The sequence below is a fragment of the Kurthia sp. Dielmo genome (genome assembly GCF_000307285.2).
Taxonomy (GTDB): Bacteria; Bacillota; Bacilli; order Bacillales_A; family Planococcaceae; genus Kurthia; species Kurthia populi.
In genome coordinates this window covers 197,540-211,921 of sequence record NZ_HE578960.1, presented here as the reverse complement: position 1 = coordinate 211,921, position 14,382 = coordinate 197,540, and the positions used below count along the sequence as shown (strand labels likewise).

Below are 14,382 nucleotides of genomic sequence, written 5' to 3'. Positions count from 1 at the left end.
CTGATAATATCTTGTTCTAAGTTGTTTCTTTTGATGTTCGCAATACTTTTTAACACTAAATCAATATCTTCTTCTAGCCATACATAGTCATGCGAAAAATTCAAAAACTCGCATTCAAGCGTTAAATCAAAATGAATTGTTTCGCCTTTTTTCTCTAATACATTCAAACCAACTTTTGTTTCACTAAACTCGATGCTTAAATCTTCTAAGTAAACCATTATCTTAACACTCCTAATAATTATTTTAGTTCTACTTAATAATATATTATTTTAACACTATGCATACGTTTGTATGTATATTAATGTAAAAGGAGGGATTTTTATGTTCAACTATCACTTAACCGCTTCAGAGGCTTTACCAATTATGTTAGCAGCCTTTGAACGATACAAGGAGGATACACAGCCATCAAGTGCGCTAAAGGAAACCGTCGAATCACTTGAGCAGGAGCTCGAAAATGGCGTGTATTGCATTGGCTATCAACTAGAGGAAGAGCTAGTAGCGATGTCTAAATATAAATGGATGCCAAATGCTCTGTATTTCTCACGTCTTTCTGTTCTACCAAGCTATCAGCGCCGCGGCATTGCGAGTAAGCTAGTCGATGAATTGGCACGGATGGCACTTGCCCAGCATAAAGCTTTCCTTCAATGTAAGGTTCGTAAAAGTGAGGCCGGCAATATCGCCCTTTATACGAAATTGGGCTTCACCATTACAACCGAGGAGCTGTACACGAATTTAAATGGAGAAGTTATGGCCATTGTATCAATGGAGAAAATTATTCAATGAAAAGTCTCAAATAGGTTCACAACAAAAAAGGAATCGCACGTTAGCACGACTCCTTATGTTTATGCTTATCTTTTCGACTGGGTATATTTTTTCCCAGTCGTTTTTTAGCCTTATAAAAATTGTTTTAATATATTGGCTAGAGATTTTTCAGAATGGACGATTAGCATCGATAAGTCAGAGTGTTTTACTTCCAAACCACCATTTCCCACACCGTACTGATCTAGCATATACGTTATTAAATACAGCTAATCTACTGTTTATTTCAGTACTTGATATCAGACATATATGAAAAGCAAAAAAGAAATACTTTAAAGTGAAATTAATTAGTTAATTTATTAACAAATTAATTCATAATAATTGAATCATCGCGATGCCAACGATAATGATGACTAAACCCATTATTTGCATTAGGCGTACGCGATTTTTTTCTGAATGAAAAAGGCCAAATTGCTGTACGATTACACTCGCAGTCATTTGTCCAAAAAGCGCAAATACAACAGTTTGTCCTGTACCTAAAACCCCTGCTAAATAGGCATTTGCCAGTACAAAGGTTCCACCTAAAATCCCTCCGAGGAAAATCCACCACGGCGCTTTTTCACGAAATGGGGTGAGCACTTGACGAAATGAATGTTTCGTCACGACAACGATACAAGCAAGCGTCAGCATACCGACAAAAAAGGAAATGAACGCTGCATGCGGTGCGGAATGAAGTACCGTACTTAAACGGCCATTAACGGCTACCTGTATCGCTAGTAGTAGACCACCGACAATGCCTAATAAGCGCCAAAGCCATTGTCTATTTGTCGAAACTACTACTGCTTTTTTTCGATAAACGACAAGCACAACACCAATTAAAACGAGTAGTAATCCGGCGAATCGAGCCCATCCAAAAGCATAATGTGGTACTTGAAACCAACCACTATGATCAATAAGCATTCCCATTATTGTCATGCCAACAATCGGTAAGATTGCCGTTTGCACACTCCCCAGCACCGGAAATAAAAACACATTTGACATCAATGCCACGGCACCACATAGGCCACCTATCCATATATAAAAAGGCTCTGTTTCAAACAGAGTAAGCGGAAATCCGAGTGATGCACCTGTAACATACGTCATTATGATGAGAAAAGGAAGTGCCACCGTAAACGATACCCAGGATGTTACATATGCCGAGCCCACATATATACGAAGTTGTGCATTTACCGCTGACTGAATTGCCATAATTACACCGATTGCCATTGCCAGAGCAAACATCTCACGCCCTCCTTTTATATGTCTCTTCCCATTTTCCTTAATAAAAAAAGGGGTTACAGAATAAATTCTGTAACCCCTTTTACTATTTATTCGTCCTCATCTGACTCATCTGGATTTATCCACTCATTCGTATGCAAATCAAGCATATATGGACCATCATGCACTCCAAAATAAATTGGATAGCGAATGTCTGAACCATTTGCTTCATCAAAGCAAGCCTTTATCCATTGTCCAAGCTCTGCAATCAATACATCCTCAAGCTCATTTTCTTCGTAGAATTCTTCATATGCTTCTGAATCCTCACCATAGCCATACACATCAAGCCATTTATCAAGCAGTGCATCCTCTAAGAAATCTAATGCTTCTGTACCCGCTTCATCAAACATATCTGCCATGAAAAACAATTGCATATCGATTGTAGGCTCGCCAATAAAAGCCATCACCTGTAGCAATGCCACGTCCTCAGAATAGCTCTCCTGCTTCACCTTTTTAAATCCCTCGATTATTTCGGCTGAATATTGAGAAAATTGTTCATGTAATGATGCTTTATATCCCTCTACTGTCCACTCCATACCAACACCTCTTTCTAATAATATTTTATCATCATTAATAAAAAAAAGCGCTTTTAAATAGTATTGTTGTTTTTTATAAAAAATAAAATTATTTTAATAAATATATTCTTCTAACCTAGAAGCTAAATGCAGTAAAAATGGCAATTTATAACTTCCCTTATATTGATGTGCGAAGTTTCGATAATTATGTGTTAAAGATACCCATTCATCTGGATTGTCTTCTTCATTTAAATGAATAGGATATAGCTCTACTAAATTAGAAAATTTAAACTCTCTTCTAACATTTTCAGCTAATAACTTACTATTACTTTTATATAAAGCATTTTTATATGCTATATCATTAGGTCGTTCAGCCAAACTATAATAAACATGTTCTAAACTAAACAAACCTGTTTTAGATTTATAATCCCCACTCTCTTTTACAGGATTTAAGTAGTGAGGAACTTCATTATTAACTCGAACTCGAATAATTCTAAGTTGATTATCTGGTTGTAAAATTAATTTTTCATTTTCTTTTCCTTTTTCAAACCATATAGATTCTAATGTATATTTCTCCTTCTTTTTTATTGTGGACAAAGTTTTATCAGTTAAAAAAGGCCATTGTTTACGTGTTACTCCATCACCAATGAGTAACAATAAATGTGGCTGATTTTTTATATAGCTTAATTCATAAAGTTTATTTTTTATATCACCTATTACACGATCCGGATTAAATTTCAAGTAGCCATCTATAGTAGCTACTTCTTGAAAAGCTAAACAAGCTTCCCAATAGTATTTCTGTCCATTCCACAACGCTGGACATTCTACCATAATAGGCCCTTGATTTGGTTTACGAATTAAATAAACCATAGTAGGTTTAGTATTTCCATAAGGTGTACGTTTAAAATTTATAATATGCATAGCAGATACCATTGTATTATAGTTAATATTTTTATATTTTTTTGTTTCAAACGGATCTACATATCCTAATTGTCGAATCAAATCTAATAAAGCTATTTCAATACGTTGTTCGATTTCTAATGGATTTGTACTATCTAAAAACTGTGTTAATCGTCCTGTAGTTGCCATTCCTGCGCGAATTGCTTTTTTTGGATCTTCAAGGTTTTTATAATAAGGTACCCCTTTGTCATCTGTATAAGGCAACAGTATAAGACAAGCAGTCAATTCTGTTACAGTAGGTAATTTATTTTGAATTTGATAAATTCTTTCTTCATGACGTTGTTTCTCCATTTTTTTAGTCACATCTAATTTTGTCAACAATTCATTTTGTTGTTCATATGTCACTGTAATACGAAGATGCTTACTTTGTAATTCACCTTCAGAAACTCCTAGCCTCTCTTTAAATTGTCTTTTAATTTTTTCTAATAATTCTTGTTGAGCTCCCATGTAATAAATCTTAAAATGAATAGAATTTGCCCCTGTGGAATTGCGAAGAACTTCATGAATTGTATCAACATTCTGGTAATTTTGTATAATTGAAGCTCTTTTATTTTGACCAATAATGCTCTTTTCACGCAGCGGTATTGGATATTTTTCTATTATATTTGTTAATTCATTTGAAATCCAATCGTTTAATAAATAGCGATCACGCATACTTTCTCCAGAACCGACTGCTATTTTCCCAAATTCTAAACGATGCGCCACGAAAAAATCCGCAAACTTTTTAGGTTCTTTAATAAGTTCCTCTACATCTGGTAAAGGTTTATTTATATATGTGGTCTCATACATAGTTTTTAGTAATGGTTCCCATTGTATTTTATTCTTATTTTTCATAATTTCTAAACGCGCAAGTCGATTTCCAATTGCAGCATAAACGGTTGTATTCGCACTGTTCCAATTTTTCAACGGGACTTTATAATCCATCCACCTTGTAATATTAAATTTAAATTGAAGCATCGGCACTCGGTGATGCGGCGTCGTTTGAATCGTTACAGTTAAACGAATAGAATAATAAACCCTTTTTGTCTTTGTTTGATAACAAAGACTATTAGGATAAGAAAGCATCCCTTTTTCTGTTGGAATAAATCTTATTACTTCACCATTTAAAATCAACGGGTTATTATTTAATTGACTATAAATATAGCGTGGTAAAATTTCGAAAGCTAAACCATTCTCATGAATATATCCTTCCTTTGTCGTCAAAGGAATCTCTTTTTTATCAACTTCTACTTCTGAAACATCCTCTAAATTATTGGCCCATTCTTCAAAATGCTCTTTAGCAAAACTGCTCTTGATTTTTGATACTGTGATTTCTAAACAGTTTTGAAAAATGGTAATTATTAGCGATGTATCAATCGGTTTACTAGATATAATCCATGTAGTATCTCTATAGGAGTTTGATAAATCATTTACATACATAATATTCGGATTCCATGTATATAGAAATTGAGCAATTTTTTTAAAGGGTAAATATTTTTTATCACTCTTTAAAGCCATGCTAACGACTTTAAAACTTTCAGTCCATTGTTTAGGATACTCATAATAATAAACCGGCATTGTTAAATCCGCTTTTAATTTGTACGCTTGTAATGTGATTTCTTCAGACATGTTCTCGTCCTTTCTTTAGGCCCGCTAGAAATGGCATATATAGTTTCTCCATAAGTTCGCCGTCTTTTTGATAGGTAAATTCCTCTTCTAAATAAGTTTCTATTTCTTTTAGTAAATCAAATTGAACATTTGTTTTGCTCTTGAATGCAGCATCTAATAAATAAATAGTTGGTGGAGTAGCTTGAACATCTGTAACTCTTAGTAATCGTCCCATCAATTGCATTAATAAAATTAAGCGCGATACAACAATATTTGTTTTTTCTAACTCACTTGTATGTTCAATCCCGTAGCTATATCTTAAAATTTTATTCCAAGTAATATACGCTTCTTTTTGGCATTTCACTAAATTTTCAAACATTTTAGTCGCCTCTTGTCCGTCATTTTGATACATTCTACGCTCTGTCACAACACCATTCACAATCGAAACAACATTTCCAATCTCTCTTGGTTTTGACATAGGGCGTACAAAGAAGAACATCTTGTTAAACAGCGAATGTCCTTCTTCATTCACAATATTAAAACCTCGAGATATTGCTGTAGCTGGTGCAACTAAAATTTTATAATTTAAATTTTTTGATGAATTTAATTTACTTCTTTGAACGGTATTTTCTGTTTCCACATCAGCATCTCGAATTAAACGAGATACTTTTATTCCTAATAACTCTTTTAATTTCTTTTGAACAATATGGGCTTGTTCATAATTATTCACAATGATAAGTGATCGACCCTGCGCTTGATAGGCTTCTAAAAATAAATGCTCTTGTGATTCACATAATTTAAGGAGCGCTTCTTTTTTCTTTAAATTACCTGATACTCGAATATTTGTCGCTACGTGAATAATTTTTGATTTACTAATAAATAATTTCACATCATCAAGAGCATCTAACAAATAATTCACAGGACGAGCAATATGATGTGTATTACTACCTGGAGAATAACTAGAACCTGAAAGTAATAATACATTAGGACCTTGTGGCTTTCCCGTTTTATCAATTTTCAGATAAGGCATGTCAATCATCGCACTGCGCCCAATTGCTTGTTGTTTGAAGATTTGGAGAGAATTTTCTTCAGAATCATATAAAAATCCAAAGCGATTTCCCGCAGGAGCTTTAGGCAATAATTTTGCGAGTTCCCCATTCATTTTTCGGAATATATTTATGATACTACTGTCCTTAAATAAATCTTCTTGCATTTCTTCTAATTCGTATTGTAAAGATAACAAATATTTTTCTGTGATTGCTAAAGCTAATAAAAACTGTACTGCTAAATAATGTTCTTTTTTCACATTATACTTTTTAAAGATTTTTTTGTAACTTTCTGCTATTCGTCTTTTCTCTCCCGTATATACTTCTGCAACATTTAATAAATCTTTAGATCGCTCTTGTAACATTTCTTTTAACTCTGGAGATAAAAAAGGCGCGTTCGAAATCAAAATATTTAAAGAAAACCACTGCCCCTCATTTATTCGTTCAAATTGTGTTAAAATGGTTTTTTCTTTATTAACGTTTTTAATTCCGATAATCCTGTTAATACAGTTATAAATTGAACAATGGCATCCCTATAAATATCCATATCTCCTGTGGAAATACTTTTGGTAGTATAATTTAAAATATAAGATGAATTTTCTTTTAAAATTTTTTCTACATAATCAGATTCATTTGTTAATTTATCTAAAGTTTCTTGCACAGAATCTGCTTCGTCGAATATTACTAGGTCAATATAATCAATAGCATATTCCAATAACAATAGTCGCCCACGGTTTTTTATTATTCCAGTAAAATTATACATAAGGCTATATGTGTTGGTGAAAACTGCAGATGCCTCTAGTAAATTACGAACATCTTGCTTTCTTGGACAAATAGAATAAAAGGGACACAATATTTTTTTATTTTCGTATTTCAATTTATAACATGGTTCTGTACCATAAGTTCCTAAAGAATTATATTCACCTTCAGATAATTGACTTATATAACAATTGCCGGTTAAATGCGTAGCAATATTTTCTTTCAATATCATTTCTTGCTCTTCAATAGTTTTTTGAATGCGTTGATCTTGCTTTTTCTCCCCATTGATAGCTGATGAATTAATTCCTAATGCTTGAAATATTTCAACATTATTTAAAACATCTTTTACGGTTTCTGACACCAACATTACACGATAATTTTTTTGAGACAATGTATAAATTAATACATGAATTAACGTTGATTTCCCTGTTCCTACCATACCAATTATATGACAAACTTCTTTAATCGTAATTTCAGACGTTTCATATAATGAGTTTCCTTTCCCTAAAAGTTTAAAATTGTGCATTCTTTTAAAATACGATTGCTTTAGGTGTGGTGCATTTTCTTCCAATAACATATCCATTTTTAATGCTGATTCTTTTAACTCAGAAATCGTTACAGTTATACTGTCACACTTTCTTTTTATTGGTTCTACTAGAGATTGCGTTGGTAATTTATAATCATTAATATAAATTTTCCTTCCATCTAGCTCTACATACGGTATATCTGTAATTGTTTTAATATTAGAAACAGTAGAAGTTTGTTCTTCTTGAAACATCCTGGTATATAATTCTATGCGTGCGTCAATAAAATCTGTTTCCTTCTTTAGTTCCTTTAAATTTGTTAAATCAAAAAGTCTTAAATTATTCTCCAAACATTTATAATTTTCTACAGCTTTATACAATTGACTCTTACTAGAGATGTAGTTTAAATTTATTGCTAACATATCTAAATTATAGTGGATTGAATTCAACTCTTCTTTATTTGTCTTGTGTAACCCTTGCAGCAAAGCGTGTATTTCACTTATCTTTTCTGAATAACTCCAAATATAATTAAAATACAGTAAGGCCTCCAAGCGTATTGCTTGTAATACTTGTTTTTTTGATAATTTATTCTCCCCTAATTGATGAACTTCAAATACTTTGTTGACAATACTATCTACAAATGATTTAGCGGTCATCTTTTTTCGCTTCCTTTCTTTTAATCATATGCTCAAATTCCTTCATAGATATACAGGTGATTTCTTTAGAAACCGGCAATGCTTGCTTAACAATATCAATATAGCCATTCTTACGTAGTCGATCATTTGGAATAATTAAGAAAGGTTTTTCATTTGGATATAACTTATTAAAAATTCCTTTTTGTTCAATGTTATATTTTAATGAATATGGATGCCTAAAACTTTTAACATCTACAGCCAATATTTCACCTGCGATTTCAATTTTCAAATCATACCTGTCTTTATCAGGCCAAAGTTCCGTTTTTGAATGCTCAGGATTACAAAATTTTTGTATGGCCAATTCATCTTTTCCAGGTAAACATATATATTTCATTACACCAGCATTTAAACGTAACACAGGAGCTTTATCATCTTCAAAGTCATTTGCAATAGCTAACTTAGTCATTTTTAAAAATCCATCTGTTTCTCTACTGCATCTATAATCTATACAACGCAGTTTAATTCTATCTTTAGTGACTGTCCAACCACAATAACCACATTGCCCAATCACATTTGAAGAGAAAGGTTCGTAAGCCAAATCTATGAAATTTTTCAAAAAGGTATTATCTAATCCTATATCTTTGCCCATTTTCAAGAAATCCCTATTTTCTTTCAATCCAATTAATGGATTTTCAACAATGAATTTTCTTAAAAATACATATTGATGTGGTTCTGTATTAAACATTTCTTGAAAAACCATATTTTGCATTGTATTTTGATTATATTTTTTACATTCATCGGCAAGTTCACGGCACCAATCAGTTGTATAAAACATTGTATTATCCTTATACATATAAACTAAAAAATCTTCCGCATCAAATCCATAATGAAAATAAAAATTTTCATTTGCAGTTGGGGGCCATTCTTCAAGAGGTAACGAAAAATAATTTAACAGCGCATCAGTTTCATTTTTAGGGGCAATAGGAATGCTTTTTTCATCCAAAATATTCATTTTCAACATCATTAAAGCAAACTTTTGAATAGCACTAATTAATTCAGGTTGTTGGAAATAGCCGAATTCATTGTCTCTATTTTTATTGTAGGTTTCTTCTTTTACTACTAGTCCATAAGCTATCTCTGTAAGTAATTCATAAAATGTCCTCTCCAAAAAAATCACCTCACAAAAAAATACTTTGCGAAATTAAACACAAAGCATTCCTACATTTTTAGATCACAAATATACACAAAAATAGTCCTTGAGTATATTGTGATTAAGTAGCCTATGTTATTATTCGCATACATCTATAATATAATTAAAATTTCTGAATATTTCAAATTTTAACGCTCTAAATAAATCAGCCTCACCAAATCACTCATCATCTCAAGAAGCGGGTTTTGGATACGACATATTTAAAAATATGTGCCAATCAAAGACGATTGTCCGATGAATCTCGACAGTTTTATTAGAAATATTGCATAACCTTGTCAACTAAACTTTTATTTCACGACATCTTGAAAAATAGTTATTATTTATGATTCCCGGCAAAGTCGAATTTTGTGAAAAAACGCGGCTCTATGGGGTAGTTTTTAATAGAAAATGCTCTTTTTTTCATCCCATAAAATCGAAATTCCATCTGGATCGTGTCATTTATTTAAATAACGAATATTTTCGCTGCAACTGCCGAAAATTCTCGTTTGCTGCTACAAAAAACGCCCTTTTGAGCAAGAAAACAGTCAAAAAACACCCGTTAGAGTAGCTCTAGCGGGTGTTTTCTGCTGATATTCTATACAACAATTTTGTATTTATCGCCAAATTAATCCTAAAGATTTGTTATTTGCTTTATCCTAAGCAAATGATTACTACATAACTATGTAAATAAACATACGGATAGCACTTATTAAAAAATATGTCGTAGTTAAAACACGCTTTCTGAGGTAATTCGGTATTTCTAGCAAATCATTTACATCTGCCACATAAAAAAAGAAGCCGCTTGATGCGACTTCCTTCAAAAAATTAATGCAATGTTTTCGTGAAATTTTTGCGTTCATACAGCAAATAACATGCTGTGATGCCTAATAAAATGGAGGCACCGATAAAAACAAATTGAATCGCCATAAAATCAGCAACATAGCCGACTAAAAGTGTGGCGACAACAAATGCGACGCCATTTAAAACTTCCTGCGCGCTATATATTTTCGCAAGCATCTGTTCATCTGCTCTCACCTGTATCCATGAGACCATAAGTATTCCTTGCAGCTGCGTCACAAAACCAAAAGCAGCAGACAATACAAGCGCCATAAAAGGCCACGTATTTATACTAAAACCTAGCATAACAACGGCGATGATAATGCTGCTTAGCAACAGCCATTTACGGAAATTCATCTGAAAATACTGTTCAAGCTTCATACATACTGAAGCACCCACAAGTAATCCTACAAAAAAGCTGGTATTAATATAGCCCCACCATGCCTCAGAAACTTGGAGCACTTCATCTACAAAAATGTAAATAAAGGCAGCTACCCATACAACATTCGCAAACGTTGATAAAAATGAAAGAATTTGAAGACTGCGAAACGATCTGTTATACCAGATAATTTGGAAGCCTTCCATTAATTCACTTTTTTTCCAAAACGGTTTCTTTTCGTATAAATTCCGTTGCATCTTTAATACAAAAAATAGCCAATGTTGATAGGACATATAATGCTAATGTCAGCATAATAATCCACGACCCATTTGTCATCGCAACAATTAGCCCACCAAGTGCCCAGCCACCTAATCTTGTGGATTCATTAAGCATTGATAAAAAACTATTCGCGCGAATTAAACGATCCTTTGTGACAAGTCTCGGTAGCATCGCTTCACTCGAAGGCAATGCTACTCCATCAAGCAATGCAATGATAAAAATCATTGCACATACAACGACTAAATTTGTGGTTGTCATCACACTAAAAAGAAGACATGCGAGTAATATCGTTTTTAAAAATTGCGACACCAATAAGATTCTTTTTAAACGCCACCGATTTAAGAAAAATGGTGCAACCGAGCTACTCATCATACGCCCGGACATATTTAATACTGGTAATAACGCCAGTGTAAATGTAGATTCATTGAACTGATACAAAATCGAAATGAGGCCGACAATGTAAAAAACATCACCTAAATTGGCGAATAATTGACTTACCCATAAAAAATGGAACGATTTTTTCATCTTCCCTACCCTTTCTTTTATAAAAATTTAAAAGGTAGTTTGAAGCTACATCTGATCCCCTCCCCATTTTCAAAAAAAAAACACAAAACCAATGCCAAAATTATTTTTAAAATTTAGATAGTTACTACTGGCGGGAAGATGAAATAATTAACTAGATTATATCATAAATTCAGAATTTTTAATAAAAAAATTAATTATTTAACTAATTAATAATTTAATTAGTTAAATATCGATACAAATACTATCTTTCTTTTCATTCACAAACGACTAATTAATCATTTTATAAATTAATTAGTTAATTTTCTTATAAAAAAAAGAGAAATCCACGAGGGATTTCTCTTTTTTAGTACTTACTATTATTCATATTCTTTTTCAAATGTTTTTGTGCTGCGTACTGTATCAATCGGGCGTACTAATGCTTCAATTTCTTCGCGTTTGTCTTCAAAGAATGGAGGTAATGATAATTTTTCACCTAATGTTTCATAAGGCTCATCCCCTTGGAACCCGGGACCCTCTGTAGCAAATTCAAATAATACGCCGTTTGCTACGCGTACATATAATGATTCGAAGAAGAAACGGTCTACATAACCAGATGTGCGGAAGCCGATTGTTTCTAAGCGTTGTTGCCATTGTAAAAGTTCTTCTTTATCACGAACACAGAATGCAGCATGGTGAACTGTACCGAAACCTTGCATACCTTGTGGCAATTGATCGTTAAATTCTACGATGACACGTGCTCCATTACCCCCTTCACCTACTTCAAATAAGTAAAGATTATCTTCTTGTGCGATTTTTTTATACCCCATTGCATCTACTAATACAGCAGAGAAGTAATCAATATCAGCGATACGAATCACAACTGGACCTAATCCTGTAATCGCAAATTCATCTGGCACTGGACCTTTCGACCAAGGTTTCCCTGATGGACGTCCCTCATTTGTTTCATCTGAAACGAATTGATATTGCTGCTCATCAAAATCTTCAAATGCTAATACTTTCACATCAAATTGTTGTTCAATTCCTGTATGTTTAACACCTAAGCGGTCGAAACGTTTTACCCAGTAATCTAATGCTGCATCACTAGGGACACGGAATGATGTACGGTGAATTTCGTTCGTTCCATGTGTTCCTTTTGGAATTCCAGGGAAATCGAAGAATGTCATATCTGTTCCGGCATTCCCTTCATCATCTGCAAAGAATAAATGATATGTTTGAATATCATCTTGGTTTACCGTCTTTTTAACAAGACGCATGCCTAATGTATACGTGAAGAATTCATAGTTTTTTTCTGCATTACTTGTGATTGCTGTTACATGGTGCATTCCTTTTAAGTTTTTCATTTTTATTCCTCCTGATTCGATATCTTTATTTTTAATATCTTGATTTAAAGATATAATAGCACGCAAATTTTATCCTGTCAACACATTCAACTACACTATTAAAAAAACAGGAATTACATGCACGCAATTCCCGCTTCCTTTATTTCATTAAAATGCTTGTAATGATAAAGACAAATCTTATTGCTTACAAAGTGCTTCTACTTTTTCGAAATTGCTAAATCGTTCATTTTCACACCTCTTGTTAAATTAAAATGAATATGTTAAATTCAATTAACATATTTTTCAAATTTTATACAAACGAGGTGATAGGTAATGCTTACATTTTTAGTCATGACCATTTTCGTTGTAATGAGTCCTGGTTTAGATACTGCACTAATCACAAAACGAACAATCAGTAACGGTGCAAGAGATGGCTTTCAAATGGCACTTGGCTTTACAGCCGGATCACTCATTCATACGATTGCTGTAACAATTGGATTGACTGCATTACTAATGCAGTCTGCCTTAGCATTTGGCATAATCAAATGGGTTGGTGCTTTGTATTTAATCTATTTAGGTGTAAAAGCATTATTGGCTAAGAAAGCGATTCCTACAGTTGCTACTACCACCGCTCCTCCGAAAAAACAGCATAGTGCTTTTTTAGAGGCTTTTTTATCAAATGTTTTAAATCCGAAGGTTATTGTATTTTTTCTAACGTTTTTACCACAATTTATTACAGACGATCGACATGCAACAAGAGATTTTTTATTAATGGGTAGCACCTATGCTGTTTGCACCGTCATTTGGTTTTCACTTTATGTGATTTGCCTCTATTATATCCGCGAATGGCTATTATCGCCGACTGTTCAACTGTGGATGGAGCGCGCAACTGGTGTTGTGTTAATCGGCTTTGGCTTGAAACTTTTATTCACAAAATCAGAAGCCGTTTAATATCGTGATAAGCTCACTTAAATGGTGAATTTCATACGTTGGGGCCGCTTCCGAATGATTTGCTTTATAATTTGGGTTAAACCAGCATGTATCAATACCATAATGTTGTCCACCTTTAATATCCGATGTAAGCGAATCTCCTATCATTAAAACAGTATCTTTATTGTTAATTTGAAGTGCATTAAAAGTATAATCAAAAATTGCTCGGCTAGGCTTTTGATGGCCAACTGTTTCAGAAATGATGAGCTCTTCAAATTTATTAGCAAATGGACTCAAAGCAATTCTAGCTTGTTGCACACGCTCAAATCCATTTGAAACAGCAGCTATACGAATATCTTGAAGTTCCTCAAATAAAGCAACAGCTCCTTCTATTAAAAACGGCTGTTCACCTAAAAAGCGTAAGTACGTATTATTAAATTGCTGTGCATCTAATGACAGTTTATGCATCTTAAATAATTGATGAAAACGTTCATTTCCTAATTGTGTTAGTGAAATTTGTTGCTGCTCTAACTGTTGCCATAAGCCGTTACTGACAGATTGATAGTCGTGTAAATAGTCAGGTGCACGTAAACCATATTCTTTAAACACTTGTGTAAAGGCTTCTTTCTCCGCAGTTTGGAAATCAAAGATTGTATCATCTAAATCAAATAATAAGACATCATAATGTTTTTTCATCTATTTACCACCATTCTTTACAGATGAACTTACTATATCATGAATGAGGAGACATTATATGAAAATTGAACTACCCCCACTTAGCCGTTCTTCGAACGTTGCTTGAAGTGGAAGATTCCTACGAAC

General features: G+C 33.2%; 13 protein-coding genes. 2 read left to right on the top strand and 11 right to left on the bottom strand.

What is annotated here, in order from left to right; all coding sequences use genetic code 11:
• The coding region (locus tag KTHG_RS21375; RefSeq protein ID WP_147633124.1) for a hypothetical protein at positions 1-218 on the bottom strand (218 nt) is incomplete at its 3' end.
• A 103-nt stretch (positions 219-321) separates the two neighbouring features.
• Between KTHG_RS21375 and KTHG_RS14535 the strand changes: the two genes are divergently transcribed.
• Entirely contained in the window at positions 322-783 is a 462-nt protein-coding gene (locus tag KTHG_RS14535) for a GNAT family N-acetyltransferase (RefSeq protein ID WP_186439629.1), read from the top strand.
• A 348-nt stretch (positions 784-1,131) separates the two neighbouring features.
• On the opposite strand, the gene KTHG_RS14530 is transcribed toward KTHG_RS14535, so the two are convergent.
• From KTHG_RS14530 to KTHG_RS14490, 9 genes are all read right to left on the bottom strand, one after another.
• Positions 1,132-2,040 (bottom strand): DMT family transporter, encoded by a 909-nt coding sequence (locus KTHG_RS14530; protein ID WP_139994609.1) that lies wholly within the window; start codon positions 2,038-2,040, stop codon positions 1,132-1,134.
• An 86-nt stretch (positions 2,041-2,126) separates the two neighbouring features.
• The gene (locus KTHG_RS14525; protein WP_139994607.1) at positions 2,127-2,612 is read right to left on the bottom strand and encodes a hypothetical protein; all 486 of its coding nucleotides are present in this window, start codon (positions 2,610-2,612) and stop codon (positions 2,127-2,129) included.
• A gap of 93 nt (positions 2,613-2,705) precedes the next feature.
• A complete protein-coding gene (locus KTHG_RS14520) occupies positions 2,706-5,159 on the bottom strand; it encodes a pPIWI_RE module domain-containing protein (RefSeq protein ID WP_139994605.1) in 2,454 nt (817 codons plus the stop codon).
• Positions 5,152-6,549: a hypothetical protein gene (locus KTHG_RS14515; RefSeq protein ID WP_139994603.1), complete on the bottom strand. Its 1,398-nt coding sequence runs from the start codon at positions 6,547-6,549 to the stop codon at positions 5,152-5,154. Before KTHG_RS14515 ends, KTHG_RS14520 begins: the two co-directional genes overlap by 8 nt.
• An 89-nt stretch (positions 6,550-6,638) precedes the next feature.
• Positions 6,639-8,123 (bottom strand): ATP-binding protein, encoded by a 1,485-nt coding sequence (locus KTHG_RS14510; RefSeq protein ID WP_139994601.1) that lies wholly within the window; start codon positions 8,121-8,123, stop codon positions 6,639-6,641.
• Positions 8,113-9,270: a restriction endonuclease-related protein gene (locus KTHG_RS14505; protein WP_139994599.1), complete on the bottom strand. Its 1,158-nt coding sequence runs from the start codon at positions 9,268-9,270 to the stop codon at positions 8,113-8,115. Before KTHG_RS14505 ends, KTHG_RS14510 begins: the two co-directional genes overlap by 11 nt.
• An 846-nt stretch (positions 9,271-10,116) precedes the next feature.
• The gene (locus KTHG_RS14500; RefSeq protein WP_139994597.1) at positions 10,117-10,713 is read right to left on the bottom strand and encodes an MFS transporter; all 597 of its coding nucleotides are present in this window, start codon (positions 10,711-10,713) and stop codon (positions 10,117-10,119) included.
• A 4-nt stretch (positions 10,714-10,717) separates the two neighbouring features.
• On the bottom strand, positions 10,718-11,311 hold the full coding sequence (locus KTHG_RS14495) for an MFS transporter (protein WP_139994595.1): 594 nt from the start codon (positions 11,309-11,311) through the stop codon (positions 10,718-10,720).
• 356 nt (positions 11,312-11,667) lie between these two features.
• Positions 11,668-12,651, bottom strand: a complete 984-nt coding sequence (locus tag KTHG_RS14490) for a ring-cleaving dioxygenase (protein WP_126989733.1) — start codon at positions 12,649-12,651, stop codon at positions 11,668-11,670.
• A 312-nt stretch (positions 12,652-12,963) separates the two neighbouring features.
• Here KTHG_RS14490 and KTHG_RS14485 point away from each other — a divergent pair, with 312 nt between their 5' ends.
• A complete protein-coding gene (locus tag KTHG_RS14485; protein ID WP_139994593.1) occupies positions 12,964-13,581 on the top strand; it encodes a LysE family translocator in 618 nt (205 codons plus the stop codon).
• On the opposite strand, the gene KTHG_RS14480 is transcribed toward KTHG_RS14485, so the two are convergent.
• Positions 13,567-14,256, bottom strand: a complete 690-nt coding sequence (locus KTHG_RS14480; RefSeq protein WP_139994591.1) for a YjjG family noncanonical pyrimidine nucleotidase — start codon at positions 14,254-14,256, stop codon at positions 13,567-13,569. The genes KTHG_RS14485 and KTHG_RS14480 overlap by 15 nt on opposite strands.
• Positions 14,257-14,382 lie beyond the last annotated feature (126 nt).

What these genes read in the sequence shown, in the direction of transcription:
- KTHG_RS14535 (WP_186439629.1), top strand. Translation starts at nt 322, where the DNA reads ATGTTCAACTATCACTTAACCGCTTCAGAGGCTTTACCAATTATGTTA.
- KTHG_RS14530 (WP_139994609.1), bottom strand. Translation starts at nt 2,040, where the DNA reads ATGTTTGCTCTGGCAATGGCAATCGGTGTAATTATGGCAATTCAGTCA.
- KTHG_RS14525 (WP_139994607.1), bottom strand. Translation starts at nt 2,612, where the DNA reads ATGGAGTGGACAGTAGAGGGATATAAAGCATCATTACATGAACAATTT.
- KTHG_RS14520 (WP_139994605.1), bottom strand. Translation starts at nt 5,159, where the DNA reads ATGTCTGAAGAAATCACATTACAAGCGTACAAATTAAAAGCGGATTTA.
- KTHG_RS14515 (WP_139994603.1), bottom strand. Translation starts at nt 6,549, where the DNA reads ATGTTACAAGAGCGATCTAAAGATTTATTAAATGTTGCAGAAGTATAT.
- KTHG_RS14510 (WP_139994601.1), bottom strand. Translation starts at nt 8,123, where the DNA reads ATGACCGCTAAATCATTTGTAGATAGTATTGTCAACAAAGTATTTGAA.
- KTHG_RS14500 (WP_139994597.1), bottom strand. Translation starts at nt 10,713, where the DNA reads ATGGAAGGCTTCCAAATTATCTGGTATAACAGATCGTTTCGCAGTCTT.
- KTHG_RS14495 (WP_139994595.1), bottom strand. Translation starts at nt 11,311, where the DNA reads ATGAAAAAATCGTTCCATTTTTTATGGGTAAGTCAATTATTCGCCAAT.
- KTHG_RS14490 (WP_126989733.1), bottom strand. Translation starts at nt 12,651, where the DNA reads ATGAAAAACTTAAAAGGAATGCACCATGTAACAGCAATCACAAGTAAT.
- KTHG_RS14485 (WP_139994593.1), top strand. Translation starts at nt 12,964, where the DNA reads ATGCTTACATTTTTAGTCATGACCATTTTCGTTGTAATGAGTCCTGGT.
- KTHG_RS14480 (WP_139994591.1), bottom strand. Translation starts at nt 14,256, where the DNA reads ATGAAAAAACATTATGATGTCTTATTATTTGATTTAGATGATACAATC.